This window comes from Nitratireductor sp. WH36-1 (genome assembly GCF_058725515.1).
In genome coordinates this window covers 583,360-605,570 of the sequence record NZ_CM178970.1, presented here as the reverse complement: position 1 = coordinate 605,570, position 22,211 = coordinate 583,360, and the positions used below count along the sequence as shown (strand labels likewise).

Genomic DNA, 22,211 nt, shown 5'->3' with positions numbered 1-22,211 from the left:
CGACCGAACAAAAATCCGAAGGAAAACAGATGACGACCGTTACGACGGACGACAAGCAGATTTTCACGCGACGCGAATCCGAAGCGCGCAGCTATTGCCGCAGCTTCCCCAGCGTGTTCGCCAAGGCCCAGGGCGCGACCCTGACCGACGCCGAAGGGCGCGACTACATCGATTTTCTGGCCGGCTGTTCGACCCTGAACTACGGCCACAACGACCCGGACATGAAGGCCGCGCTGATCGAGCATATCGAGCGTGACGGCGTGACCCACGGGCTCGACATGCACACCGACGCCAAGGCCGACTTCCTGAAGGCCTTCGAGCGCATCATCCTGCGTCCGCGCGACATGGACCACCGCGTCATGTTCACCGGCCCGACGGGCGCAAACGCCATCGAGGCGGCGCTGAAGATCGCCCGCAAGGCGACCGGTCGCCAGAACGTGATCTCTTTCACCAACGGCTTCCATGGCGTCACGCTCGGCGCGCTGGCAGCAACCGGCAATGGCTACCATCGCGGTGGTGCCGGCGTGCCGCTGAACCACGTCACGCGCATCCCCTATGACGGCGCGATGGGCGGCGACATCGACACGGCGGATCTTCTGAACCGCATGCTCTCGGAGCCCTCCAGCGGCGTCGACAAGCCGGCGGCCATCATGTTCGAGACCGTGCAGGGCGAAGGCGGGCTGAACGCCGCGTCGCGCGAATGGGTGCGTCGCGTCAGCGAGATCGCCAGGGCGCATGGCGCGCTGCTCATCATCGATGACATTCAGGCGGGCTGCGGCCGCACCGGCCACTTCTTCTCCTTCGAGGAGATGGGCATCTCGCCGGACATCGTCACCATGGCGAAGTCGCTGTCGGGTTATGGCCTGCCCTTCGCAGCGCTGCTCGTGAAGCCGAAATACGACGTGTTCGGCCCGGCCGAGCACAACGGCACGTTCCGCGGCAACAACCACGCCTTCGTCACCGCGCGCGTTGCGCTGGAGAAGTTCTGGGCAGACGACGCGTTCCGCGCCACCATCGCCGAGCGCAGCGCCTATCTGGAAAAGCGCCTCAACGAGATCGCGGCGCTCCTGCCGGAGGCCCGTGTGAAGGGCCGCGGCATGATGATGGGCGTCGATGTGGGCTCGGGCGAAACGGCAAGCGACATCTGCAAGCGCTGTTTCCGTGACGGCCTCATCATCGAGACCTCCGGCGCCTATGACGAGGTCGTGAAGATCCTCTGCCCGCTCACCATCGAGCAGGACACATTTGCGCGCGGACTGGACATCCTCCAGTCTGCCGTCGCTGAGACAACTCAGAATACGAAAATTGCAGCGGAGTAACGAACATGATCGTGCGCGACCTTAACGAAGCGAAGAACACCGAACGTCACGTCCATTCGGAAGGCTGGGACAGTGTCCGCCTTCTCCTGAAGTCGGATGAGATGGGTTTCTCCTTCCACATCACGACCATCCATGCCGGCGCTGACCTGACCATGCATTACAAGAACCACCTTGAGTGCGTCTATTGCGTCGACGGCACCGGTTCGATCAAGGATCTGGCCACCGGCGAAACGCACCAGATCAAGCCCGGCGTCATGTATGCGCTCGACAAGCACGACAAGCACATTCTGCGCGCCGACGCCGACAAGCCGATGATCATGGCCTGCGTCTTCAACCCGCCGGTCACCGGCAATGAAGTGCACCAGGCTGACGGCTCTTACGCGCTGGAGGACGCCTGATCCAATACGGACGAAGCGCCGCGCCCGCTCATGAGGCGCGGCGCTTCGGACGCTGCATCCGCCGGCGAAAACCCTGAAAACAGAAGGAGACCGACCATGACAGCGATGTCAAAGGAACGTGACCCGAAGGGCGAGCGACGACAGGATCCCTATCCAAGCAGGCTGCCGAGAGAGCATTGGCTGCCGCGCCAGGACAGAACCGTATGGAGCCAGTGGCGACCCGACGCGCCGCTCACCGCACAGCAGGCCGACCAGTTCGACCGTGACGGCTTTCTTGTTCTGAAGGACCTCTTCACGCCGCAGGAAGTGGAGGCGCTGAAAGCCGAATCCGCAGCCCTGCGCGGCGGCGAGCGCGCGCTGATGGATGACAGCGTCATTACCGAACCCGGCTCCAGCGAAGTGCGCACCATCTTCAAGCTTCCGGAGCAGAGCCCTCTTTTTCACCGTCTCGCCAGCGACCGCCGCATTGCCGGCATTGCGCGCTTTCTTCTCGGTGACGAGGTCTATATTCACCAGTCGCGCCTGAACTACAAACCGGGTTTCACCGGCAAGGAATTCTACTGGCATTCGGATTTCGAGACCTGGCATGCGGAAGACGGCATGCCGCGCATGCGCGCCGTGTCCGCCTCGCTTCTCCTGACCGACAACGACGCCCTCAACGGCCCGCTCATGCTGATGCCGGGCTCGCACAAACATTTCATCGCCTGCGCCGGCAAAACGCCCGAAGACAACCACAAATCCTCGCTGAAAAAGCAGGAAGTGGGCGTCCCTTCGCATGAGGCGCTGACCAGCCTCGCCAAAGAGCACGGCGTAACCGCAGCCACCGGCAAGGCCGGCACGCTGGTTCTGTTCGATTGCAACACGATGCATGGCTCCAACGGCAACATCACGCCGTTTGCCCGTTCCAACGCGTTCTTCGTGTTCAACGCCATGTCGAACCGGCTGCAACGGCCCTTCGGAGCCGGCAAGGCGCGACCAGACTTCCTCGCCGACCGTGGCGAACCCAACCCCGTGGCCATTCAGACCGGGAAACTGGCGTAAGCCAAAGAAACATTGGACATCATGACTGACCGACAAAACGAGGGTGCGGCCGATAACGGCCGTACCAACCGGCAACCGCTTGGCGACCACACCGTAGAGAAGATCGGCGGCACCTCAATGAGCCGTGCCCGCGAACTGCTCGACACGATCCTCATCGGCAAACGCCGCGAGGACGCGCTCTACAACCGCGTGTTCGTGGTGTCCGCCTTCGGCGGCATCACCGACAAGCTGCTGGAGCACAAGAAGTCGGGCGAGCCCGGCGTCTACGCGCTGTTCTCCCACGCCGACAATGAGCATGGCTGGATGGAGGCGCTGAGCGCGGTGAGCCGCGCCATGTACGCCATCAACGAGAAGATGTTCGATGAGGCCGCCGACCGCCACGCATCCGACGACTTCGTGCGCGAGCGCATCGAGGGCGCACGCGGCTGCCTGATCGACCTGCAGCGTCTCTGCTCCTACGGGCACTTCCAGCTCGGCGAGCACATGCAGACGATCCGCGAACTTCTGTCCGCCCTTGGCGAGGCGCACTCGGCCAACAATCTGGCCCTGCTTCTGCGCCGCGAGGGCGTCAATGCGCGCTTCATCGACCTGACCGGCTGGCGTGACGAAACGCAGCCAAGCCTCAATGAGCGCATCGAGCAGGCTTTCGACGAAATCGACCTGACGCGCGAACTGCCCATCGTCACCGGCTACGCCCAGTGCCGCGAGGGCCTGATGCGCGAGTTCGACCGGGGCTATTCGGAAGTGACATTCGCCACCATCGCCGCGCTGACCAGCGCGCGTGAGGCGATCATTCACAAGGAATTCCACCTTTCGAGCGCCGACCCGCGCCTTGTCGGCACGGAGAATGTGCGCAAGATCGGCCGCACCAATTATGACGTCGCCGACCAGCTCTCCAATATGGGCATGGAAGCGATCCACCCGAAGGCCGCGAAGAAGCTGCGCCAGGCCGGCGTGCCGCTGCGCGTCGCAAACGCCTTCGAGCCGGAGGATCCCGGCACGCTGATCGACGCGGAACCGGCCACCGCCGCCGGCGTCGAGATGGTCACCGGCCTGCCCGTCACCTCGCTCGAACTGTTCGAGCAGGACATGGTGGGCGTGAAGGGATACGACGCGGCGATCCTCGAATCGCTGACGCGCCACAAGGTGCGCATCGTGTCGAAAAGCTCGAACGCCAATTCCATCGTGCACCATCTGGAAGCGACGCTGAAATCGGTTCGTCGCGTCGAGCGCGATCTTGCCGAGCGTTATCCCGCCGCCCGCATCACGGCGCGCCGCGCCGGCATGGTGTCCGTGATCGGCCGCGACCTGACCGGGCTTGGCGTTATGCTGGAGGGCCTCAAGGCGCTGGATGAAACGGGCGTCGAACCACTCGCCTCGCAGGAGACGGGACGCGGTGTGGATGTGCAGTTCCTCGTGCGCAGTGAAGACCTGGAAAAAGCCGTCAAGACGCTGCACCGGGCCTTCATCGAAGAGGGGGAGGAGACGTTGAAGGCAGCGGCCTGAGCGTCGCTTCCTTCAACGTCACCCAAGCCCGCCTGCCCCATCCCCTTCAGCGGGCCAGAACGTCGCTCCATTCGGGATGCCGGCGAAACTGGGCCGCGGCAAAGGGGCAGAGCGGTCTCACCTTCACGCCATTGCGGCGCGCGTCCTCAACGGCGCGCGTCACCAGCGCGAGCCCCACACCCTGCCCGCGAAAAGCGTCGGGAACGCCGGTGTGATCAATGATGATCTGGCTCGTTCCGACCTTCGAAAAGGTCATCTCGGCCTCATGGCCTTCCGCACGATAGACATAGCGTCCCTTGCTGCCTTCTTCCTCCAGCATGATCGGCCCGATGTCGCTCATGCCTCATCCTTTCCACGCGCGAGGAACGGCGCAAGAAACCGGCCTGCCGCCGTGACTTCGCCGGGCCGCAGCTCGTGCCCGCCCGTGTGCCATTCGATCTGCGTGTCAGCGCCAGCCGCCTCCAGATAGCTCAACAGGCGCGCCGTAAGCTTTTCCGGGCAGATGGGATCATGCCGCCCGGCGGTAACGAGAAAACGCGTCATCACCGCGCCCTCACCCCAGTCGGGCTCGAAGGGGATGAGCGGATGCATGAGCACCGCCGCATCGAAAAGCTGCGGTGCAGCGAAAGCGACCGACGCCAGAATGTTTGCGCCATTGGAATAACCGAGCCCCAGAACGGCGCTCGGCTTTTCGCGCTCCACATGGGCCGCCACGAAATCCCGCATGCGTCCGGTGGCGCGGGCGAGGTCGTCCATGTCGTAGACGCCCTCGCCGGTGCGGCGAAAGAAGCGCGCCGCGCCCTGTTCGTTCACATCGCCACGCGGCGACACCAGACCGGCGCCGGGCGCCAGCTCCGCACCCAGCTGCAGGAGCTGACGCTCGTCGCCGCCTGTTCCATGAAACAGGAACAGGAGCGGCTTGCCCGGCCCCACAGAGGCCAGGTGATGCACATAATTGTCGACTGCCATCGATCAGCCTCCGATTTCCGGCAATGCCTTTTCGAGCTGTGCGCGCAGATGCGCATGCTGTTTCGGCAGTTTCAGCGCCTCGCCCAGATGCGCCATGTCCTCGTCATTGTCGAAGCCCGGCACATTGGTCGCGATCTCGAACAGGACGCCGCCCGGCGCACGGAAATAGATCGAATGAAAATAGTCGCGGTCGATCACCGGCGTGACCCGGAAGCCCTCGGCCTCCAGCGCCGCGCGCACGGCAAGCTCGGCCGGATCGTCTGCGACGGCAAAGGCAATGTGATGCACGGAGCCCGCGCCCTGTCGCGCAACCGGCGCATCGGGGCTGGTTTCCAGATCGATCAGATCCGCTCCATTGCCGCCCTCGCGCTTCATGCGCAGGATGCCGCCATCTTCGGCAACCGGCGTGTAGCCCATCAGCGACAGAAGCGCCTTCGAGCCGCCGTTATCGCGCAAGACGAGCGATGCCGAGTGAAAACCGCGGATCGCGACATCCGCGTCAATGCCCGCACCGTCCCACGGCGCGCGCGCATCATCCTTCGTCTCCACCAGCGCGAAACCATCGCCATCGATGCCGTCGAAGCGCAGACGCGTTTCGCCGAAGCGGGTTTCGCGCGCAACGCCGGTGACATTGTGCTCATCGAAACGTTTCGTCCAGTAATCGAGACTGCCCTCGGGCACGGCGTAGACGGTTGTTCCCACCTCGCCAGCGCCGCGGCTGCCCGCCACGATGTTGGGGAACGGGAAATAGGTCATCACGGTGCCCGGCGCGCCAACGCCATTGGCGTAATAGAGATGATAGACATCCGGCGCGTCGAAATTGACCGTCTTCTTGACGCGGCGCAGGCCGAGCGTTCCGGTGATGAAGCGGTCGGTTTCTTGCGCATCCCGCGCCATGGATGTGATGTGGTGAATGCCTTCGATCTGGGTAAGCATGACAAATCCCTTTTTGAGTTTGCCGCAACGTCTCCACGGCTGAGTGTAGCACCAAGATGGCGATGCGTGAGCGTCCATGAAAGCGATGACGGGAAGACGCATTGTCAACGCTGCATAAACAAAGAGCCCCGCGCTTGGCGCGGGGCTCCTTTATCGATGCGGTACGCGCAGATTACTGAACCTGCATCCGCATATCGTCACGCTGCTCGCCATAGACCGCCTCGTCATAGGCCGGCTGCTGCTCGAGCTCTTCCTGCGTGAACTCGGTGTAGAGATAGAACGAGCCGCTGCCGTCGGTCATGAAGGCGAGATTGTCCATGCCAATGGCGACCTCTTTCTCGCCAATGCCCAGGAAGCCGCCGACATCGACGATGATGGCGTCGACCTGACCATCCTGCGTGACGATCACGTCACCGATCTCGCCAATGTTCTCCTCATTCGCGCCGTAGACCGTGGTGCCGGTCAGCTGCTCGGTGCTGATCTGGTCGGTCGGCATCTCGTCAAGGCTCGAACGGTCGATGGCCGAGGTCATCGTGTCGTCGGTCATCGGCGCTTCAGCGTCCGGAGCCTGTGCGGTCTCGTCCATACCGGCGGCCGGGGCTTCCGTGCCTGCCATCTGGTCGTCAGAGCCGGAAGCATCCGGGGCGGGGGCAGCCGCCATGCCGTCGCCGCTCGCCGCATCGCCCATAGCGTCTGTAGTCGTGTCGGACGCCGGAGCCATGGCGGTTTCGCCAGCGCCTTCCTCGCTCTCGACCGGCGCATTGGCCAGATCATCCTTGGAGGCAGGCTTGGTCATCGACACATCGGCGTCTGCCGGCATCGGACGATAGGCCGAACGGTCAAACTCTTCCTGCGCCTTCAGAGCGTCGGCGCTGGTTTCGATCACCAGCCAGCGGTCGCCATCCTGCTCGGCCCACTCGGCCATCTCATATTCGAGCGCAACTTCCTTCTGGCCAATGCCCAGGAAGCCGCCAACGCCGACAACCAGCGTGGTGACGTCGCCATTCTCATCGAGAACCAGATCGGTCACCTTGCCGATGTTCTCGGCATCTTCGCCGGCGCCATTATAGACCGACTTGCCGATCAGATCGGTGGCCAGATGGCCATCGGCGCGCACCACCATTTCAGTGGGCTGCTCGGTGGGGGCCGCAGCCGGTGCGCCGGTTGCGGGGGCCGTGGATGTCTGAGCGACCGCACCGGTCGCGACAAGCGTTGCAATTGCAGTGGTCGCCAAAAGGTTGCGGAACATGATAAGCTCTCCGTGTGCAGTGTTTCTGTACAGGCCGCGCTCCGAACCGAACTTGCCAGGGAGGATCGGTGCGTGGCCGTTTGCACCCTTAAAACGCGCCGCCCTCATTCTTGTTCCGCGTTTTTCCGAACGCATTGCCAAACTTTGCCCGGGAACCTTTCGACCAGCCGCTCCTTAACGGTCGAGCACAACACAATCGCGCAGCAAAACCTCAGGGAACCCTCCAATGCATGTTCTGGCTGTCCTAAACTGCAATGGGGGAACCCTCCGCAGCCTTGATACCGAAGCGCTGGCGCGCGAGATGAAGGGCATCTTCGAGGCGGCTGGCCATACCATGGACATCAGCCTTTGCAGGGGCGACGAACTCGTCGCAACCATGGAAGATGCCGCGCGCGACGAGACGGCGGACATCATTCTGGCCGGCGGCGGTGATGGCACCATCTCGCTGGCGGCGGGCCTGCTTGCCCATTCCGACAAGGCGCTCGCCATTCTTCCCGCAGGCACGATGAACCTCTTTGCGCGCAGCCTCGCCATACCGCAGGATCTGCGCATGGCGATGGAAGCGCTCGCCCATGGCGACATCAAAAATGTCGACATCGCCGATGCCGACGGACACTATTTCGTGCATCAACTTTCCATCGGCATGCATCCGAAACTGATCCGGCTGCGCGAACGGATGACCTTTCGCTCGCGGATCGGCAAGATATTTGCCTCGGTGCGCGCCGCGATGGCGACGATGATCCGCCCGCCCAAACTGGACGTGGAGCTGGAGCTCTCGGAAACGAAAGTCCGCACCACCACGTCAAACCTGGCGATCACCAACAATCTCTATGCAGAAGGCCAGCGCCTTCCCTTCACCGACCAGCCCGATGGCGGGCAGCTGGGCGTCTACATCACCCATGCCCGCACCCGCAGCAAACTGATCCTCTGGCTTCTGAACATGGGGATCGGTCGCTGGCGGCAGAACGAACAGATGGAAATTCACGAGGCGACGGAAGTGACCGTGCGCATCTGCTCGCGAAGGCGACGCTTCAAATGCGCCATCGATGGCGAGTTGCGGCCTTTGCAGCGCGAGACCCGCATCAGGCTGCATCCGGGCGCGCTCCGCGTGGTAATGCCCCGGCCGGCCGACCAGAGGCTTTGACCCTTCTAGGCGCAATTCCAGAAACACACAGGCGCAGAACGACAAAAGCCCCGGCTAATCTGGCCGGGGCTTTTTTTGATGCCGCACGTTTCTCACACGTTAGTCGGCGATGATCGAGCGCAGCATCCACAGCGCCTTCTCGTGGAAGGTCAGGCGCTCGGTCAGCATGTCGGCGGTGACCATGTCACCCTTTTCATCTGCGGCAGCGCCGATGTCGCGCATCTTGCGAACGGCTTCCTCATGGTCCTCAACCAGATCCTGCACCATCTCAAGGGCCGAGCGGCCCGAGGCGCGAAGCTCGATGGACGTGTCGACACCCTTGCCCGCCAGAATGGGCGCGTGATGGCCCAGCGCACGAACCCGCTCGGCGATGATGTCCGTCGCTTCAAACAGGGCGTTGTACTGCTCCTCGGTCAGAACATGGATCGAATGGAACAGCGGGCCGACGACATTCCAGTGATAGATGTGGGTCTTGATCAGGAGCCTGTAGGTGTCGACGAGGATCTCCGAAAGCCCAGCGGCAATTTCCCTGCGGTCCGCATCGGAAATGCCAATGTCCATCTTGTCGGCATGGGTCTTGGGTTTGAGAACTTCAGCTGCATCGCTCATTGGTCTCTCCTTTCATTGAGTATCTTGAATACGGGAATCTCATGAAGCTGATGAAACAAGCTGGTGAAACAATTGCGTGGTAAGCCGCGTCATCCAGTCGGCCCGTCTTCGGCGGCGGGCAGCTCTATGGCCTGTTCTTCATCAAGCATCAGGCCATAAACCTCGACACCCCACCAGACGACAGCTGCCAGCAGAAGACCGAACACCAGAACCATGAGAACCGGGAAGCCGCGCCGTCCCTGGCGCGCCTCCTGAGAAGTCGTCTTGTTTTCAGGCATGATCACTGCTCCTGTCTTCTTCCCTCGACCAATGCCGTGGCCGAGGGAGAGTTCCATTGCAGTGCAAAAAAGTGAGCCGGATTGGCTGGCTCAAACCCGGCTGGAGCGGCTTATCGTTTCGTGGAAACGCTGCCCCACGCCAACCGCCTTTGGTCCGCATTCATGCGGACGTCAGGTGTTCCCACCCGACTAACCGGCGTCGCCATCCGGATCTCCACCGCTGTTCTCGCGGTAGATTGCGTAGCCAACGGCCACGAGCACGGGAAGGGCGAGCGCACCGAACTTGCCGGTGCGCGAGAGGAGCGAGGGAAGCAGCGTCAGTGCCGCCGTTCCAGCCAGAACGCCCGCATCGGAAACGCGGCGCTCACGCGCGCGGCGCTGTTCGGCACGGGTCCAGATCCTGAGGCTGACAAGCACGACAAGCGCCATGGCCACGAAACCAAGGCCGAAGCCAAGCGCGGCCTCGAGCGTACCCCATTCGTCCGCAGCGGCAATGAACCCCGCCAGAACGAGAAAGCCAATGCCGAACAGACCCAGAAACGCGGCGAGCGCATAGAACATGGATGCGACCCGCGCGCGCTTGAGCGAGGCCGACACTTCTCCGGTCGCAACGGAGGCAAGCAGTCTTGCCAGCATCACAGCGACCTAGCGGCGCGTGGCGAGAGCCAGCAGGAAGCCGGCTCCAACGGCCAGCGCCAGCGAGGTGAACGGGCGCTCGCGAACGGTGCGGGCCAGCTCTTTCTCCAGTTCCTGCGAGCTGTCCTTCACGCTGTTGAAGGCTGCCTCGCCCTGGCCGCGCAGCTGCTCGAAGCGCTCGCCGGCCGCCTTGCGCGCCGCTTCGCCCGACTGGCCACCCATGTCCTTGAGATGGCTAATCAGTTGAGCCATGTCGGAGCGCAGCTGCTGGATGTCCTTTTCCAGATCGCCGGTGGTCACTTCGTCGTTTTTCTCGGTGCGTGCGGATTTCGCTGCCGTGGTTGCCATCTCAGCATTCTCCAATGTTTCAGTTCCAAGCCAACGCCAAACAATATGTGAAGTTCCATTTAGCACGGAACCAATTACCCGGCGGTCTATTTTCTAATGAAACATTTCTGGAAAAGTTGCATGGATCAATCACAAAGCAGCCCGGGGGGCAAACGCTCCCACATCATGACACTGGAAACCGCACTCACCGCGAGCGCGCAGACTTCGGTCATCCTTCTGGGGCTCATCGCCTTTGTCGTGATGCTGCATTACGGGCGCTTTCTGCTTGCTCCCATGACCCTTGCCATCTTCATCGGCCTGATGCTCGGCCCCATCGCAACGCGGCTTGAGCGCATGGGCGTCTGGCCTTCGATTTCGGCTGTCGCGGTGGTGCTGATCTTCATTACGCTGGTGGGGGGCTTTCTCGTCGCCATCGCCACCCCCCTGACCGCATGGGCCGACCGGCTGCCGCAGATCTGGAGCCAGTTGCAGCTTCAGCTCTCCAGCCTCCGGCAACCGCTCGACACGATCAAGGGGCTGCAGGAGCAGATCCGTTCAGTCACCGGCGGTTCCAGCGTGACGGTGTCGGTGGAAGAAGGCTCCACGGTCGAAAGCGTTGCGGTGCTTGCGCCATCGCTTCTGGCGCAGCTGCTCATCTTCTTCGCCAGCCTCTATTTTTTCGTGGCGACGCGCCATGAAACCCGCGCGACGATCCTGCGCCTGTGCTTTGGCCGGCGTCTGCGCTGGCGCGTGGCGCACATCTTCCGCGACGTGGAGAATGCGGTGTCCGACTATCTCCTGTCGATCACCATCATCAATATCGGGCTGGGCGTCGCCGTCACCGTGGCGATGTGGCTTCTGGGCGTTCCCTCCCCCGCGCTCTGGGGCGCAATGGCGACCCTGCTCAACTTCGTGATCTATATCGGCCCGGCAGTGATGGCCATCATTCTGCTGGGCGTCGGCCTTGCGACCTTCGACACGCTGACGGCAAGTTTCCTGCCGCCGCTCATCTATCTGGCCGTCAACGCGACGGAAGCCCAGTTCGTGACGCCGACCGTCATTGGCCGGCGCATGACGCTCAACCCGTTCATCGTGTTTCTGTCGATCGCATTCTGGCTGTGGATGTGGGGGCCGATCGGAGGCTTCATCGCCATTCCCGTGCTCCTGACGATTTACGCCATGGCCGGCAACATCATCCCCGGCATCGAACCGCCGACACCCGCCAAGGCCCATCGCCACAGGGCGAAGGCGATACCGCCAACGCCTATAGAAAAGGCCGCTTCCCCCCTGAGCCGGGAGTCCAGCCCGCCAGTTCGGCCAAGGCCTCCTGATTGAGGATCTTGCAGCCGCCATCCTCCCATTTCAGGTGATTGCGGCTGGCAAGGCGGGCGATCGTCTTGTTGGTGTGCACAAGAGAAATGCCCAGCGTGTCGGCCACGTGCTGCTGGGTCAGGGCAAGCGTCCCGTTCCTCGAGAGCCCGCTTTGCCGCGCGCGGTCCAGAATGAAGACAAGCAGATAGGCGACTTTCTCCAGCGCCGTTCGCCGGCCAACAGTCAGGAGATGGTCGTCGAGCATGCATTCCTCACGCGAAGCGATCCAGGTGATGTCGTAGGCGAGTTCGGGAAACTTCTTGTAGAGCGAAAACAGCTCGGCCTTCTCGAACACGCATAAGGACATCTGCGAGAGCGCCTCGACCGAGTGCTTCATCTCGCCCATCAGACTGCCCTGCAGCCCTACGAGATCGCCCGGCATCACATAATTGACGATCTGGCGACGTCCGTCTTCCAGGAGCTTGTAGCGAAAGCCCCAGCCGGAAAGTACCGTATAGAGATGCGGATTGTGCGCGCCTTCCACTAAAACGGTCGCCCCCTTCTTCACTGCCAGATCGCCCTTCTTGAAACGACCGACGAACTCCAGTTCATCCCCCTCGAAATCGCGAAAGACCTCGCGCTTTCTCAAGGGACATTGCTGGCAGGGCAGACTCTTGTGGGTGAATTCCTGTTCTTTTGTCACTGACTGGCCCCCGGTTCATTGCTGAATAGGAAAGCCGCATCCAGTGCGAGCGGTTCCCGCAAATCGTACAGACACGTCTTTTTTTAATGACAATCTACACGGGTAATGAGATGGCAAAGAGGAACGAATTCTCTGGCGTCGGAAGGATGTCTGCTTGAAGAAACCTCTGGAGGGCGCCCGCGTCCTGCTCGTCGAAGACGAAGCCATGATCGCCATGAGCATCGAAGAACTGTGCAAGGAGCACGGCGCAACGGACGTGTTCACTGTCGGCACCTTCGATGATCTGGGACCCGACGTTCTGGAAAGCCGGGGAATTTCGACAGCGATCCTCGACATCAAGCTGTCCGACAACTGGACAGACGAGTTCGCCCGCCTGCTTCAGGCGCGGCGCATCCCCTTCATCTTCGCCACCGGCTACGCCTCAAGCCACCAGGTGTTCGAGGCGTTCGGTGGTATCAGGATCGTTGAAAAGCCCTACAGGGACAGCGACCTTATCGACGCGCTGTCCCAGGCGATTGTCGGCTCAAGCGCCGGGAAGGACTGAGAGCGGTCAGACCCGATTGCCCTATGTGCGCCCCAAGGGACGCACGGCAATCCTGGCTCAGGACCTAGGCGATGAAGGCCGTATTGGTGATCTGGGTCGAGATGGCGTCCGGCCCGAAATCGCCCTCACCTGAAATCTCGAGGATTTCCTGCAGGCGCGTTCTGGCGCGGCTCACGCGGCTCTTGATCGTGCCGACCGCGCAATCGCAGATCTCCGCCGCTTCCTCATAGGAAAAGCCGGACGCGCCGATCAGGATGATCGCTTCACGCTGGTCTTCGGGCAATTGCTCGAGAGCGCGCCGGAAGTCCTTCAGATCGACCGAACCCTCCTGCGCCGGGTGCACCGACAGACGTCCGGTGATCGCACCGTCCGCATCTTCGACCTCGCGCTTGCGCTTGCGCATCTGCGAGTAGAACTCGTTGCGAAGGATGGTGAAGAGCCAGGCTTTCAGATTGGTGCCCGGCTGATAGCTGTTCTGTTTGTCCCACGCCTTGACCAGCGATTCCTGCACGAGATCGTCCGCCCGGTCCGCACTTTTTGAAAGCGAAACGGCGAAGGCGCGCAGGCTTGGCACAGCGGCCAGTAGATCGTCACGAAAGCCCGGATAAACACTCATATATATCAGTCCTTGTTTCCGGCCGTTTCAGCGCCGCTTTTCTGCTCAAGCTGATTGAGAAGGTCGCTGAACCGATCCGGAATATCTTCCGTTACCAGGTCGTCGTAATATTGCCTGAGCTTGCGTCCGATCTCTGAGTTTGCGCCGAGCGGGTCTTCATCCTTGCCGCGCCGGGTCAAGCTTCCTCGGGTGTTTGGTTTGCCGTAATTCATGCCCTGTCTTTTTCCATCAAATCTGGTCTCCCAATGACCCGAAACCGTCCGCATCGCCCGGGCCACAACTGTCTCGTCTGCTTTCAAACGCCATTGAGCGGAATTCGTTCCCTCCGACGGGAACATTTTCGCATATGGGGCGTTTCACCCGTCACAAATGCACTAATTCTCATTGCCATGTCTTGAGGGAGACTTGAAATCCATGACCCTGTCAGCGCGTATCGCTCCGCACCTTCCTTACCTGCGGCGCTTTTCCCGGGCCGTTTCCGGCTCCCAGTCCAGCGGTGACGCACTGGTGGCTGCGACGCTTGAAGCGTTGATCGCCGATACGAGCATCTTTCCCGAGGCATCGACCGACAAGATCGCCCTCTTCAGGCTCTTCACATCGCTGTTTGAAACGCTGGACGTTCCGGTCCCCGAAGGCACGCCGAGCTCGGCATGGGAAAAGCGGGCCATGAGCAACCTTTCTTCGCTCGCGCCCCGTCCGCGTCAGGCCTTCCTGCTGGTGGCCGTAGAGAATTTCCGGCCGGAAGAGGCTGCGGAAATTCTCGAGACGGATATGAAAGGCATCAACACGATGCTGCGCGAAGCCAGCGAGGAGATTTCCCGTCAGGTGGCGACAGACATCCTCATCATCGAGGACGAGCCCCTGATCGCCATGGACATCGAGGAGATGGTCGAAAGCCTCGGGCATCGCGTGGTCGGCACGGCCCGCACCCACAAGCAGGCGGTCGAAATGTTTGCCAAGACGCAGCCGAAAATGGTGCTGGCCGACATTCAGCTTGCCGATGGCAGTTCAGGCCTTGATGCGGTGAACGAGATCCTCGACGCGGCCACCGTGCCGGTCATCTTCATCACCGCCTTCCCCGAGCGGCTTCTGACGGGCGAGCGCCCGGAACCGACCTTCCTTGTGACCAAGCCGTTCAGCCCGGAAATGGTCAAGGCGCTCATCAGCCAGGCGCTCTTCTTCGATCAGCAGGCGCACGCGGCGGCCTGACAGGCCCCCGCTTCTTCACGCGTTTCTCAAAAAAGCCGCCTCCGGGCGGCTTTTCTTTTGCCCAAAATCTCTCCGGCGGAACCAAATCCGAATGCCAGACGTTTAACCGGCATAACTAAACGGAGAGACAGAATGCTATACTGGGCCCTGATATTCCTTGTCGTCGCGATCATCGCCGGCGCACTCGGTTTCGGCGGAATTGCCGGCGCTTCGGCAGGCATTGCGCAGATCCTCTTCTACATCTTCCTCGCCCTGCTCGCGATCTCGCTGATCATGGGCCTTCTGAAACGCGGTCGCTAAACGGCGACGCACACATAAACGAATGCGGCATAAGCGAACCGGACCATCCATGGCTTCCGTTTCGTGAAGACAATGAAAGGAGAAAGCCATGGAACACATCGCTGCACTTCTTTTGATTGTCGGCTGCTCAGGCAATGTGGGGGCCGGCGACACGCGCGAATGCCAGGAACTGCCCGCCCCCACCCCGGTCTACGAGACGTTTGAGGAGTGCGAGGCGGAGAAGCCGGTTGCAATGCGCGAGCTGGAAACCGAAGCGCCGCAGGTTCTCGCCACCTGCGTCTATGTGGATCCCGCACTCGTCTATGACGATGCGATCCTGGAGTGGGACATCACCAGCAATGGCGAGCTGACCGCTTCCATCGAGCCGGTGACGAGCTTTGCCGTGGCGCAGAACGAGCATGCCCGCCCCGGACACGCCGCCACGAAATAACGGGCCACGAAATAACGGCGAAGAGCTTCAACGAAAAAGCCCCGGTCGAACCGGGGCTTTTTTTAATGGCTGTATCGCGTTTGTCAGGCTTCGCGGATCGCATAGCCCGCGCCGCGAATGGTGCGGATCACATCGGGCAGACGCCCGTGGTTCACGGCCTTGCGCAAACGCCCCACATGCACGTCCACGGTGCGCTCGTCGATATAGATCGTCTCGCCCCAGACATTGTCGAGCAGCTGGCTTCGCGAGAAGACGCGGCCGGGATGCTGCATCATGAATTCCAGAAGGCGGAACTCTGTCGGTCCGAGACGGATCTCGTTCTTGCGGCGATAGACACGGTGCGATTCACGGTCGAGCACGATGTCCCCGACCGAAAGAACCGTCGAGAGCACTTCCGGCTTCGCGCGCCGCAGAAGCGCGCGAACACGCGCCACGAATTCCGGCGTCGAGAAAGGCTTCACCAGATAGTCGTCCGCGCCGGTTGAAAGGCCGCGCACGCGGTCGCTTTCCTCGCCACGGGCGGTGAGCATGATGATCGGCAGGCGCTCCGTTTCGGGGCGCATGCGCAGCCGGCGGCACAGCTCGATGCCGGAAACGGCCGGAACCATCCAGTCCAGAACGAGCAGATCGGGTACGTTTTCCTGCAGGCGCACTTCGGCTTCATCGCCGCGAGAGATCATCTCGACCTGATAGCCTTCGGCTTCCAGATTGTACTTGAGCAAGACGCAAAGCGGTTCGTCGTCTTCAACGACCATGACCTTGGGGGCAATCATGGCAGGCATTCTCCTCGGGCAGTCTACGGCCGGTTAGACATCGGATTCGACCGTCATCTGTGTTTCGTCAAGCTTCGGCCGCTGGACCGGAAGCTGGGACCCCGTCACCACATAATAGGCATTTTCGGCGATATTGGTCACATGGTCGCCGATACGCTCAAGATTTTTCGCACAGAACAGGAGGTGCGTGCAGGCCGTGATGTTGCGCGGGTCTTCCATCATGTAGGTGAGGAGTTCGCGGAAAACCGACGTGTACTGAATGTCGATTTCCTCATCCTCGTCGCGCAGCCGGATTAACGCCTCGGCATTGCGCGCCACATAGTGCTCGACCACCGAATTGACCTGTTTCAGCACGAGGCCGGCCATCGCGTCGATGGAATGCGCAAGCGTGCGCGGCGTGGCGCTTTCGCCCACGGCGCCGACGCGCTTGGCAATGTTCTTGGCCAGATCGCCGATGCGCTCGAGATCAGCCGCCATGCGGATGGCGCCCACGACGCTGCGCAGATCCTGCGCCATCGGCTGGCGCTTTGCGATGAGCGTGATGGCGCGCTCATCAAGGTCGCGCTGCTTGGCGTCCATGATCGTGTCATCGGAGATGATGCGCTGTGCAAGCGCCGTATCGGAGTGCAGTAGCGCCCTGGTGGAAGCGCGCGTCATCTCGCCGGAGAGATCGCCCATGTCGCGGATGAGGCGGTCGATTTCACCGAGTTCCTCATCGAAGGAGCTGACTGTGTGCTCGCCCATGGTCTGGTTCCTTATCTGTGCGTTTGCCGCGCCGTCAGCCGAAGCGTCCGGTGATGTAATCCTGGGTGCGCTTGTCATCCGGATTGGTGAACATCTTGTCCGTCGGGCCTTCCTCGACCAGATTGCCGAGGTGGAACATGGCCGTGCGCTGCGAGACGCGGGCCGCCTGCTGCATGGAGTGCGTGACGATCACGATCGTGTAGTTCTCGCGCAGCTCGTCAATCAGCTCTTCCACCTTGGCGGTGGCGATGGGATCAAGCGCCGAGCAGGGCTCGTCCATCAGGATCACTTCCGGCGACACGGCAATGGCGCGCGCGATGCATAAGCGCTGCTGTTGACCACCGGAAAGACCGGTGCCGGGCTCATGCAGGCGGTCCTTCACCTCATTGAAGAGGCCAGCCTTCTGGAGGCTCGCTTCCACGACCTCGTCGAATTCCGACTTCTTCGTCGCCAGACCGTGAATGCGCGGACCGTAGGCGATGTTCTCGTAGATCGACTTGGGGAACGGATTGGGCTTCTGGAAGACCATGCCGACCCGGGCGCGCAGCTCCACCACATCGATGCGGGGATCGTAGATATCCTCGCCATCGAGCGTGATCTTGCCGGTGATCCGGGCAATGTCGATCGTGTCGTTCATGCGGTTCAGGCAGCGCAGGAACGTGGATTTGCCACAGCCCGAGGGGCCGATCAGCGCGGTCACCTGGTTTTCGCGCACGTCGAGATTGACGCCGAACAGCGCCTGTTTCTCGCCGTAGAAGACGCAGACGTCTTCACCGCGCATCTTGAGGGTGTCCGAGTTCTGGCTCGCATCCAGTGCTTCTTCAACAGCAGCATCAGTGAGCATGTTCATGTCCTTCCACTCCGTTACCAGCGACGCTCGACGCGCCGCCGCAGAATAATGGCGGTAATGTTCATCACGGCGAGGAACAGCAACAACACCATGATAGCGCCCGAGGTGCGCTCGACAAACGCGCGTTCGGCCTCGTTCGCCCACATGTAGATCTGAACCGGCAGCGCCGTAGCGGGATCGAGCGGCGTGGTCGGGTAATCAGCCACGAAGGCCACCATGCCGATCAGAAGCAGCGGTGCGGTTTCGCCAAGCGCCTGCGCCAGACCGATGATCGTGCCCGTGAGAATGCCGGGCGCGGCCAGCGGCAGCACATGGTGAAACACCGTCTGGGTGCGCGAAGCGCCGAGGCCGAGAGCTGCCGCACGGATGGAGGGTGGCACGGCCCGCAGCGCTGCGCGCGTTGCGATGATGATCGTCGGCAGGGTCATCAGCGTCAGCACGAGGCCGCCCACCAGAGAGGCGGAGCGCGGCAGATGCATGAAGTTGATGAACACGGCCAGGCCCAGAAGACCGAAGACGATGGACGGCACGGCCGCCAGATTGTTGATGTTGACCTCGATAAGATCGGTCAGCTTGTTCTGCGGTGCGAACTCTTCAAGATAGATCGAAGCGGCAACGCCAATGGGCAGCGCCAGAAGCAGCACGATCATCATCATGTAGAGCGAACCGACGATGGCCACGCCCATGCCGGCCGTTTCAGGACGGCTTGATGCGCCACGGATGAAGAGACCGGTGTTGAAGCGCTGCTCCAGAACCCCGTCCGCTTCCATCGTGCGGATCCATGTGAGCTGCTGGTCGGAAACCTTGCGGCGGCTTTCGTCCACCTCGAGATTGACCTGCCCCTTCACGGCGGAATCGACATCGCCGCTCGCCAGCACCCACACATTCCGTGTCGTGCCGATGATCGCGGGATCGGACACCACCATGTCGCGCAGCTGCGTGCGCACGCCATTGGAGATGAGCCCGCCCACTTCGCGAACCAGCTTGCGGTTTTCAGGATCAACCCCGAGTTTGGCCACCAGAGCTTCGGTCGCGAGCTTGGGATAGTTTGCCGTCAGAAGCTTGTTCGGATCAGTCGCGCGCTCGCCTTTCGGGTCGATCACGCTCTCGGCGAAGTTGACGTCCAGATTGATCGAGGTCTGCCAGAAGGCGGTATAGCCATTGGAAACCACCGACCAGAGGAGCGCAGCCAGAAAGAAGATGCCGACAGCGATGGCCACGATGCCGTACATCCGGAAGCGCTGCTCTGCCGCATAACGCTTCTTGATGCCGATGTCGCGCCGCGCGGCGGCTGCGCGGGGGGCATTGCCCCCTTTGTAGACAGCGTCGCTCATTCGTATTGCTCCCGGTATTTGCGCACGATGTAGAGCGCGAAGACATTCATGCCGAGCGTGAGCACGAACAGGGTCATGCCCAGTGCGAAGGCCACCAGCGTCTGCGGAGAGGTGAACTCCAGGTCGCCGGTAAGCTGGTTGACGATCTTGACGGTGATCGTCGTCATCGCTTCGAACGGGTTGAGCGTGAGATTTGCGGCAACGCCGGCGGCCAGAACCACGATCATGGTCTCGCCAATGGCGCGTGACGCCGTAAGCAGAAGCGCACCGACAATGCCCGGCAGAGCCGCCGGCAGGATGACGCGCTTGATCGTCTCGGACCGCGTTGCGCCAAGGCCGAGCGAACCGTCGCGCATGGCGCGCGGAACGGCGGTGATGATGTCATCGGAAAGCGAGGACACGAACGGGATGAGCATGATGCCCATCACGAGGCCGGCCGTCAGAACGCTCTGCGCCTGAATGAAGCCCGGACCGCCGGCAATCGCCGCGCTGATGTCGCGCAGGAACGGGCCGACCGTGACCATGGCGAAGAAGCCGTAGACGATGGTCGGGATGCCGGCCAGAACCTCAAGCAGCGGCTTGACCACCGAACGCACCCGCTTGGACGCATATTCGGCCATGTAAATCGCCGCCATGAGACCGACGGGCACGGCAAACAGCATGGCCACGAAGGCGATGTAGACCGTGCCGGCAAGAAGCGGGATGAGGCCGAACTGGCCTTCCTGCGCCTCTGCGCCTGCGGCCGCAAAGCGCGGGTCCCAGACCGTTCCGAGGAAGAAGTTGCTCAGCGAAACCGAGCGGAAGAAATGGATCGTCTCGAACAGCATCGAGAACACGATGCCCACCGTCGTCAAAATGGCGATGGTGGATGCAGCCAGAAGGCCCCAGGTAATGACGCGCTCGACATTGTTGCGGGCGCGGCTGCGCGGGCGAACGCTTCTCAGGCCGAGATAGGCGCCACCCAGTGCGATGAGGATCGCCAGCACGGTGCCGATCATCGCCGCATTGTCCTGCATCGCATTCAGATCGAGCGCGATGGGGATCATGTAGTCCTGCGTGTCGGAGGCAAGCGCCACGCCGCGTTCGGCAAGGATCGGACGCAGGTCTTCAAAGCTCTGCGGCACCTGGGCGAAAGCGGGGTCGCCTTCAATCCGGCGCAGGCCTTCGGCAAGATTGTGCACCATGCCCAGCGCCAGCGAACGGCTCGCAATCGCGCTGTCTTCGGTCTGCGCAGGCAGTTGTTCGCTTACCGCGCGATCCACATAGGCATAGCTGCCAGCCGACCAGGCCGCCATGAAGAACAGCGCCGGCAGAACCGCAAGAAGAAACACCCACCAGCCATGGTAGTGCGCCCGCGAATGCGGCTTTTCAGTCGCGGTTGCGATCTGGTTCTTCGCGCGCGCATTGCCGAGCACATAACCGACAACGCCAATGAACACGATGATCGTAAGGAGAAGTCCCCAGGACACAAAGCCTCCTCGCCGGCAGGAACCGGCAGCGTCATTCAGACCAATTTCGCAGAGACGAAAACGCAGGCGGCCAATGAGCCGCCTGCGTCGTCATGCGAAAACCGGATTACATGGTCTCGCCAGCGGAGAAAGCTTCGCGCTGTGCGTCGCGCTCTGCATCCGGAGCCGGAACCAGGCCGTAATCGGCAAGCGGGCTCTCCGGGCCGACCATCTGGTCGTCGAGGAAGAACTCAACATATTCCTTGAGGCCCGGAACAACGCCGATGTGCGCCTTCTTCACGTAGAACTGAAGCGGACGCGACACCGGATACTCACCGGTCGAGATGGTCTCGACGGTCGGCGTGACACCGTTGATCGTGGCGACCTTCAGCTTGTCGGCATTGTTCTCGTAGAAGGAGAGGCCGAACACGCCAACGCCGGTCTTGTTGGCGTCGATGCGAGCGAGGGTCTCGGTGTAGTCGCCGTCGATGTCGACCGCGCCGCCATCCTTGCGGACCGCGATGCAGGCGTCTTCAGCGGCGTCTTCGTCCAGGCCAGCCTCTTCAGCAGCCTTCAGACCGCCAGCAGCTTCACAGCCAGCAGCGAGAACCTTCTCTTCGAAGACTTCGCGGGTGCCGTGCTTCTCACCCGGGATGTAGGCAGCAATGTCCCACTCCGGCAGGTCCGGATTGACTTCGTTCCACTTCTTGTAGGGGTTGTCGACGAGCTTGCCGTCAACAGCAACCTTGGCAGCCAGCGCCTTGTAGACGTCGATCGGCTCGAGCGCCCAGTCCTGGCCCTGGATGTCGGTGGCGAAGACGATGCCGTCATAGCCGAACTGGACTTCCTGGATTTCCTTCACGCCGTTTTCGGCGCAGGCAGCAACTTCCTTTTCGCGGATTTTGCGCGAAGCGTTGGCGATGTCGATCGTGTCTTCACCGACGCCCTTGCAGAACTCCTTCAGGCCTGCGGAGGAACCGCCGGACTCGACAACAGGCGTCTTGAAGCTCGGGAAGGTCTCGCCGAAGTTCTCGGCAACGATCTTCGCGTAGGGGAGAACGGTCGACGAACCGGCAATCTGGACCTGATCGCGGGCCGCAGCCGCACCGACCGCACCGACAAGGGCGATCGTGGCCGCCGAAGCGGTGAGGAGGAATTTGTTCATTGGAGACAGCTCCCTGTTCGGAATTCGGTCAGACGCCCTCTCGGCGTCGGGGAGCGGAATAACAACTCTGTGTAACAGTTCCATGACACTTACATGTCAGCCCGATTACGTATGAGAAAACCGTTGTTTCTCAGACTATTCGCCCATCAGGACGACAGAAGGCGCAGATCGGACAAGACAGACGCCGTCGCATGGAAACTGTCATATGAAGGGAAGAAACGGGTTCTGGCCGAGGGGCAAGGGGCCTGGTCCAGACCTGGCCGAAGGCCTGTTGGACCCGCTTAAAAAGCCGGGCGGGGGAAAGCCTGAGAAAGGCAAATCACACTTGGCTGGGTTAAAAACCCGGATAGATCCTGTTGGGGCTCGTTTGGA

Annotated in this window: 27 protein-coding genes; 10 read left to right on the top strand and 17 right to left on the bottom strand. The window is 61.7% G+C overall.

Features of this window, described 5'->3' with window-relative positions; all coding sequences use genetic code 11:
• The first annotated feature begins 29 nt into the window (after positions 1-29).
• From ectB to AC4PTT_RS02925, 4 genes are all read left to right on the top strand, one after another.
• Positions 30-1,319 (top strand): diaminobutyrate--2-oxoglutarate transaminase, encoded by a 1,290-nt coding sequence (gene ectB / locus AC4PTT_RS02940; protein WP_206553952.1) that lies wholly within the window; start codon positions 30-32, stop codon positions 1,317-1,319.
• Between the two features lie 5 nt (positions 1,320-1,324).
• Entirely contained in the window at positions 1,325-1,717 is a 393-nt protein-coding gene (locus AC4PTT_RS02935; protein ID WP_113153354.1) for an ectoine synthase, read from the top strand.
• Between the two features lie 96 nt (positions 1,718-1,813).
• Positions 1,814-2,758 (top strand): ectoine hydroxylase, encoded by a 945-nt coding sequence (gene thpD / locus AC4PTT_RS02930; protein WP_492162071.1) that lies wholly within the window; start codon positions 1,814-1,816, stop codon positions 2,756-2,758.
• A 21-nt stretch (positions 2,759-2,779) separates the two neighbouring features.
• Positions 2,780-4,264: an aspartate kinase gene (locus tag AC4PTT_RS02925; RefSeq protein ID WP_492162070.1), complete on the top strand. Its 1,485-nt coding sequence runs from the start codon at positions 2,780-2,782 to the stop codon at positions 4,262-4,264.
• A gap of 46 nt (positions 4,265-4,310) precedes the next feature.
• On the opposite strand, the gene AC4PTT_RS02920 is transcribed toward AC4PTT_RS02925, so the two are convergent.
• The 4 genes from AC4PTT_RS02920 to AC4PTT_RS02905 all read right to left on the bottom strand — a co-directional run bounded on the left by AC4PTT_RS02920 (position 4,311) and on the right by AC4PTT_RS02905 (position 7,418).
• Positions 4,311-4,604, bottom strand: coding sequence for a GNAT family N-acetyltransferase (locus tag AC4PTT_RS02920; protein ID WP_113153356.1), 294 nt, complete (start codon positions 4,602-4,604; stop codon positions 4,311-4,313).
• The gene (locus tag AC4PTT_RS02915) at positions 4,601-5,233 is read right to left on the bottom strand and encodes an alpha/beta hydrolase (protein WP_206548448.1); all 633 of its coding nucleotides are present in this window, start codon (positions 5,231-5,233) and stop codon (positions 4,601-4,603) included. Before AC4PTT_RS02915 ends, AC4PTT_RS02920 begins: the two co-directional genes overlap by 4 nt.
• Before the next feature lie 3 nt (positions 5,234-5,236).
• Positions 5,237-6,169 (bottom strand): ring-cleaving dioxygenase, encoded by a 933-nt coding sequence (locus tag AC4PTT_RS02910; RefSeq protein WP_206546060.1) that lies wholly within the window; start codon positions 6,167-6,169, stop codon positions 5,237-5,239.
• Positions 6,170-6,341: 172 nt separating this feature from the next.
• Positions 6,342-7,418 (bottom strand): PRC-barrel domain-containing protein, encoded by a 1,077-nt coding sequence (locus AC4PTT_RS02905; protein ID WP_206548449.1) that lies wholly within the window; start codon positions 7,416-7,418, stop codon positions 6,342-6,344.
• A gap of 226 nt (positions 7,419-7,644) precedes the next feature.
• On the opposite strand from AC4PTT_RS02905, the gene AC4PTT_RS02900 reads away from it, so the two are divergent.
• Positions 7,645-8,562 carry a diacylglycerol/lipid kinase family protein gene (locus AC4PTT_RS02900; protein ID WP_492162069.1) on the top strand — a complete coding sequence of 306 codons (918 nt, stop codon included), beginning with the start codon at positions 7,645-7,647 and terminating at the stop codon, positions 8,560-8,562.
• A 99-nt stretch (positions 8,563-8,661) separates the two neighbouring features.
• Here the strand turns inward: AC4PTT_RS02900 and AC4PTT_RS02895 are convergent, their stop codons facing one another.
• From AC4PTT_RS02895 to AC4PTT_RS02880, 4 genes are all read right to left on the bottom strand, one after another.
• Positions 8,662-9,171: a Dps family protein gene (locus AC4PTT_RS02895; RefSeq protein ID WP_113153361.1), complete on the bottom strand. Its 510-nt coding sequence runs from the start codon at positions 9,169-9,171 to the stop codon at positions 8,662-8,664.
• Positions 9,172-9,260: 89 nt separating this feature from the next.
• Positions 9,261-9,449 carry a hypothetical protein gene (locus AC4PTT_RS02890; RefSeq protein WP_206546057.1) on the bottom strand — a complete coding sequence of 63 codons (189 nt, stop codon included), beginning with the start codon at positions 9,447-9,449 and terminating at the stop codon, positions 9,261-9,263.
• Positions 9,450-9,638: 189 nt separating this feature from the next.
• Positions 9,639-10,085, bottom strand: a complete 447-nt coding sequence (locus tag AC4PTT_RS02885; protein WP_113153362.1) for a hypothetical protein — start codon at positions 10,083-10,085, stop codon at positions 9,639-9,641.
• 9 nt (positions 10,086-10,094) lie between these two features.
• Positions 10,095-10,433 carry an ElaB/YgaM/YqjD family protein gene (locus AC4PTT_RS02880; RefSeq protein ID WP_317090005.1) on the bottom strand — a complete coding sequence of 113 codons (339 nt, stop codon included), beginning with the start codon at positions 10,431-10,433 and terminating at the stop codon, positions 10,095-10,097.
• 120 nt (positions 10,434-10,553) lie between these two features.
• Here AC4PTT_RS02880 and AC4PTT_RS02875 point away from each other — a divergent pair, with 120 nt between their 5' ends.
• Complete coding sequence (locus AC4PTT_RS02875) at positions 10,554-11,747, top strand: AI-2E family transporter (RefSeq protein ID WP_492162068.1); 1,194 nt, start codon at positions 10,554-10,556, stop codon at positions 11,745-11,747.
• Here the strand turns inward: AC4PTT_RS02875 and AC4PTT_RS02870 are convergent.
• Positions 11,677-12,426: a Crp/Fnr family transcriptional regulator gene (locus AC4PTT_RS02870; RefSeq protein ID WP_113153365.1), complete on the bottom strand. Its 750-nt coding sequence runs from the start codon at positions 12,424-12,426 to the stop codon at positions 11,677-11,679. The genes AC4PTT_RS02875 and AC4PTT_RS02870 overlap by 71 nt on opposite strands.
• A 154-nt stretch (positions 12,427-12,580) precedes the next feature.
• On the opposite strand from AC4PTT_RS02870, the gene AC4PTT_RS02865 reads away from it, so the two are divergent.
• Complete coding sequence (locus tag AC4PTT_RS02865) at positions 12,581-12,970, top strand: response regulator (RefSeq protein ID WP_113153366.1); 390 nt, start codon at positions 12,581-12,583, stop codon at positions 12,968-12,970.
• Positions 12,971-13,034: 64 nt separating this feature from the next.
• Here AC4PTT_RS02865 and AC4PTT_RS02860 read toward each other — a convergent pair whose 3' ends face one another.
• Together AC4PTT_RS02860 and AC4PTT_RS02855 are read right to left on the bottom strand one after the other, a co-directional pair.
• Positions 13,035-13,586: a sigma-70 family RNA polymerase sigma factor gene (locus AC4PTT_RS02860; RefSeq protein WP_113153367.1), complete on the bottom strand. Its 552-nt coding sequence runs from the start codon at positions 13,584-13,586 to the stop codon at positions 13,035-13,037.
• 5 nt (positions 13,587-13,591) lie between these two features.
• Positions 13,592-13,798 (bottom strand): NepR family anti-sigma factor, encoded by a 207-nt coding sequence (locus AC4PTT_RS02855; protein WP_113153368.1) that lies wholly within the window; start codon positions 13,796-13,798, stop codon positions 13,592-13,594.
• Positions 13,799-14,000: 202 nt separating this feature from the next.
• On the opposite strand from AC4PTT_RS02855, the gene AC4PTT_RS02850 reads away from it, so the two are divergent.
• The 3 genes from AC4PTT_RS02850 to AC4PTT_RS02840 all read left to right on the top strand — a co-directional run bounded on the left by AC4PTT_RS02850 (position 14,001) and on the right by AC4PTT_RS02840 (position 15,525).
• The gene (locus AC4PTT_RS02850) at positions 14,001-14,795 is read left to right on the top strand and encodes a response regulator (RefSeq protein ID WP_206546055.1); all 795 of its coding nucleotides are present in this window, start codon (positions 14,001-14,003) and stop codon (positions 14,793-14,795) included.
• Positions 14,796-14,927: 132 nt separating this feature from the next.
• Positions 14,928-15,095 carry a DUF1328 domain-containing protein gene (locus tag AC4PTT_RS02845; RefSeq protein WP_113153370.1) on the top strand — a complete coding sequence of 56 codons (168 nt, stop codon included), beginning with the start codon at positions 14,928-14,930 and terminating at the stop codon, positions 15,093-15,095.
• An 88-nt stretch (positions 15,096-15,183) separates the two neighbouring features.
• A complete protein-coding gene (locus tag AC4PTT_RS02840) occupies positions 15,184-15,525 on the top strand; it encodes a hypothetical protein (RefSeq protein WP_113153371.1) in 342 nt (113 codons plus the stop codon).
• Between the two features lie 83 nt (positions 15,526-15,608).
• Here the strand turns inward: AC4PTT_RS02840 and phoB are convergent, their stop codons facing one another.
• From phoB to AC4PTT_RS02810, 6 genes are all read right to left on the bottom strand, one after another.
• Complete coding sequence (gene phoB, locus AC4PTT_RS02835; protein ID WP_204360881.1) at positions 15,609-16,295, bottom strand: phosphate regulon transcriptional regulator PhoB; 687 nt, start codon at positions 16,293-16,295, stop codon at positions 15,609-15,611.
• A gap of 36 nt (positions 16,296-16,331) precedes the next feature.
• Entirely contained in the window at positions 16,332-17,042 is a 711-nt protein-coding gene (gene phoU, locus AC4PTT_RS02830) for a phosphate signaling complex protein PhoU (RefSeq protein WP_113153373.1), read from the bottom strand.
• Positions 17,043-17,076: 34 nt separating this feature from the next.
• Complete coding sequence (gene pstB, locus AC4PTT_RS02825) at positions 17,077-17,892, bottom strand: phosphate ABC transporter ATP-binding protein PstB (protein WP_113153374.1); 816 nt, start codon at positions 17,890-17,892, stop codon at positions 17,077-17,079.
• A 14-nt stretch (positions 17,893-17,906) separates the two neighbouring features.
• Positions 17,907-19,226, bottom strand: a complete 1,320-nt coding sequence (gene pstA, locus AC4PTT_RS02820; protein WP_492162067.1) for a phosphate ABC transporter permease PstA — start codon at positions 19,224-19,226, stop codon at positions 17,907-17,909.
• A complete protein-coding gene (gene pstC, locus AC4PTT_RS02815; RefSeq protein ID WP_206553957.1) occupies positions 19,223-20,695 on the bottom strand; it encodes a phosphate ABC transporter permease subunit PstC in 1,473 nt (490 codons plus the stop codon). Before pstC ends, pstA begins: the two co-directional genes overlap by 4 nt.
• A gap of 106 nt (positions 20,696-20,801) precedes the next feature.
• Positions 20,802-21,839 (bottom strand): substrate-binding domain-containing protein, encoded by a 1,038-nt coding sequence (locus AC4PTT_RS02810; protein ID WP_113153377.1) that lies wholly within the window; start codon positions 21,837-21,839, stop codon positions 20,802-20,804.
• Positions 21,840-22,211 lie beyond the last annotated feature (372 nt).

Bases quoted from the DNA above. Each gene is read 5' to 3' on its own strand.
- ectB (WP_206553952.1), top strand. From the start codon at position 30: ATGACGACCGTTACGACGGACGACAAGCAGATTTTCACGCGACGCGAA.
- AC4PTT_RS02920 (WP_113153356.1), bottom strand. From the start codon at position 4,604: ATGAGCGACATCGGGCCGATCATGCTGGAGGAAGAAGGCAGCAAGGGA.
- AC4PTT_RS02840 (WP_113153371.1), top strand. From the start codon at position 15,184: ATGGAACACATCGCTGCACTTCTTTTGATTGTCGGCTGCTCAGGCAAT.
- AC4PTT_RS02880 (WP_317090005.1), bottom strand. From the start codon at position 10,433: ATGGCAACCACGGCAGCGAAATCCGCACGCACCGAGAAAAACGACGAA.
- AC4PTT_RS02875 (WP_492162068.1), top strand. From the start codon at position 10,554: ATGGATCAATCACAAAGCAGCCCGGGGGGCAAACGCTCCCACATCATG.
- pstB (WP_113153374.1), bottom strand. From the start codon at position 17,892: ATGAACATGCTCACTGATGCTGCTGTTGAAGAAGCACTGGATGCGAGC.
- AC4PTT_RS02925 (WP_492162070.1), top strand. From the start codon at position 2,780: ATGACTGACCGACAAAACGAGGGTGCGGCCGATAACGGCCGTACCAAC.
- AC4PTT_RS02845 (WP_113153370.1), top strand. From the start codon at position 14,928: ATGCTATACTGGGCCCTGATATTCCTTGTCGTCGCGATCATCGCCGGC.
- AC4PTT_RS02895 (WP_113153361.1), bottom strand. From the start codon at position 9,171: ATGAGCGATGCAGCTGAAGTTCTCAAACCCAAGACCCATGCCGACAAG.
- AC4PTT_RS02915 (WP_206548448.1), bottom strand. From the start codon at position 5,233: ATGGCAGTCGACAATTATGTGCATCACCTGGCCTCTGTGGGGCCGGGC.
- AC4PTT_RS02855 (WP_113153368.1), bottom strand. From the start codon at position 13,798: ATGAATTACGGCAAACCAAACACCCGAGGAAGCTTGACCCGGCGCGGC.
- phoU (WP_113153373.1), bottom strand. From the start codon at position 17,042: ATGGGCGAGCACACAGTCAGCTCCTTCGATGAGGAACTCGGTGAAATC.
- AC4PTT_RS02900 (WP_492162069.1), top strand. From the start codon at position 7,645: ATGCATGTTCTGGCTGTCCTAAACTGCAATGGGGGAACCCTCCGCAGC.
- AC4PTT_RS02905 (WP_206548449.1), bottom strand. From the start codon at position 7,418: ATGTTCCGCAACCTTTTGGCGACCACTGCAATTGCAACGCTTGTCGCG.
- AC4PTT_RS02910 (WP_206546060.1), bottom strand. From the start codon at position 6,169: ATGCTTACCCAGATCGAAGGCATTCACCACATCACATCCATGGCGCGG.
- AC4PTT_RS02860 (WP_113153367.1), bottom strand. From the start codon at position 13,586: ATGAGTGTTTATCCGGGCTTTCGTGACGATCTACTGGCCGCTGTGCCA.
- AC4PTT_RS02850 (WP_206546055.1), top strand. From the start codon at position 14,001: ATGACCCTGTCAGCGCGTATCGCTCCGCACCTTCCTTACCTGCGGCGC.
- AC4PTT_RS02890 (WP_206546057.1), bottom strand. From the start codon at position 9,449: ATGCCTGAAAACAAGACGACTTCTCAGGAGGCGCGCCAGGGACGGCGC.
- AC4PTT_RS02935 (WP_113153354.1), top strand. From the start codon at position 1,325: ATGATCGTGCGCGACCTTAACGAAGCGAAGAACACCGAACGTCACGTC.
- AC4PTT_RS02885 (WP_113153362.1), bottom strand. From the start codon at position 10,085: ATGCTGGCAAGACTGCTTGCCTCCGTTGCGACCGGAGAAGTGTCGGCC.
- AC4PTT_RS02810 (WP_113153377.1), bottom strand. From the start codon at position 21,839: ATGAACAAATTCCTCCTCACCGCTTCGGCGGCCACGATCGCCCTTGTC.
- thpD (WP_492162071.1), top strand. From the start codon at position 1,814: ATGACAGCGATGTCAAAGGAACGTGACCCGAAGGGCGAGCGACGACAG.
- pstA (WP_492162067.1), bottom strand. From the start codon at position 19,226: ATGAGCGACGCTGTCTACAAAGGGGGCAATGCCCCCCGCGCAGCCGCC.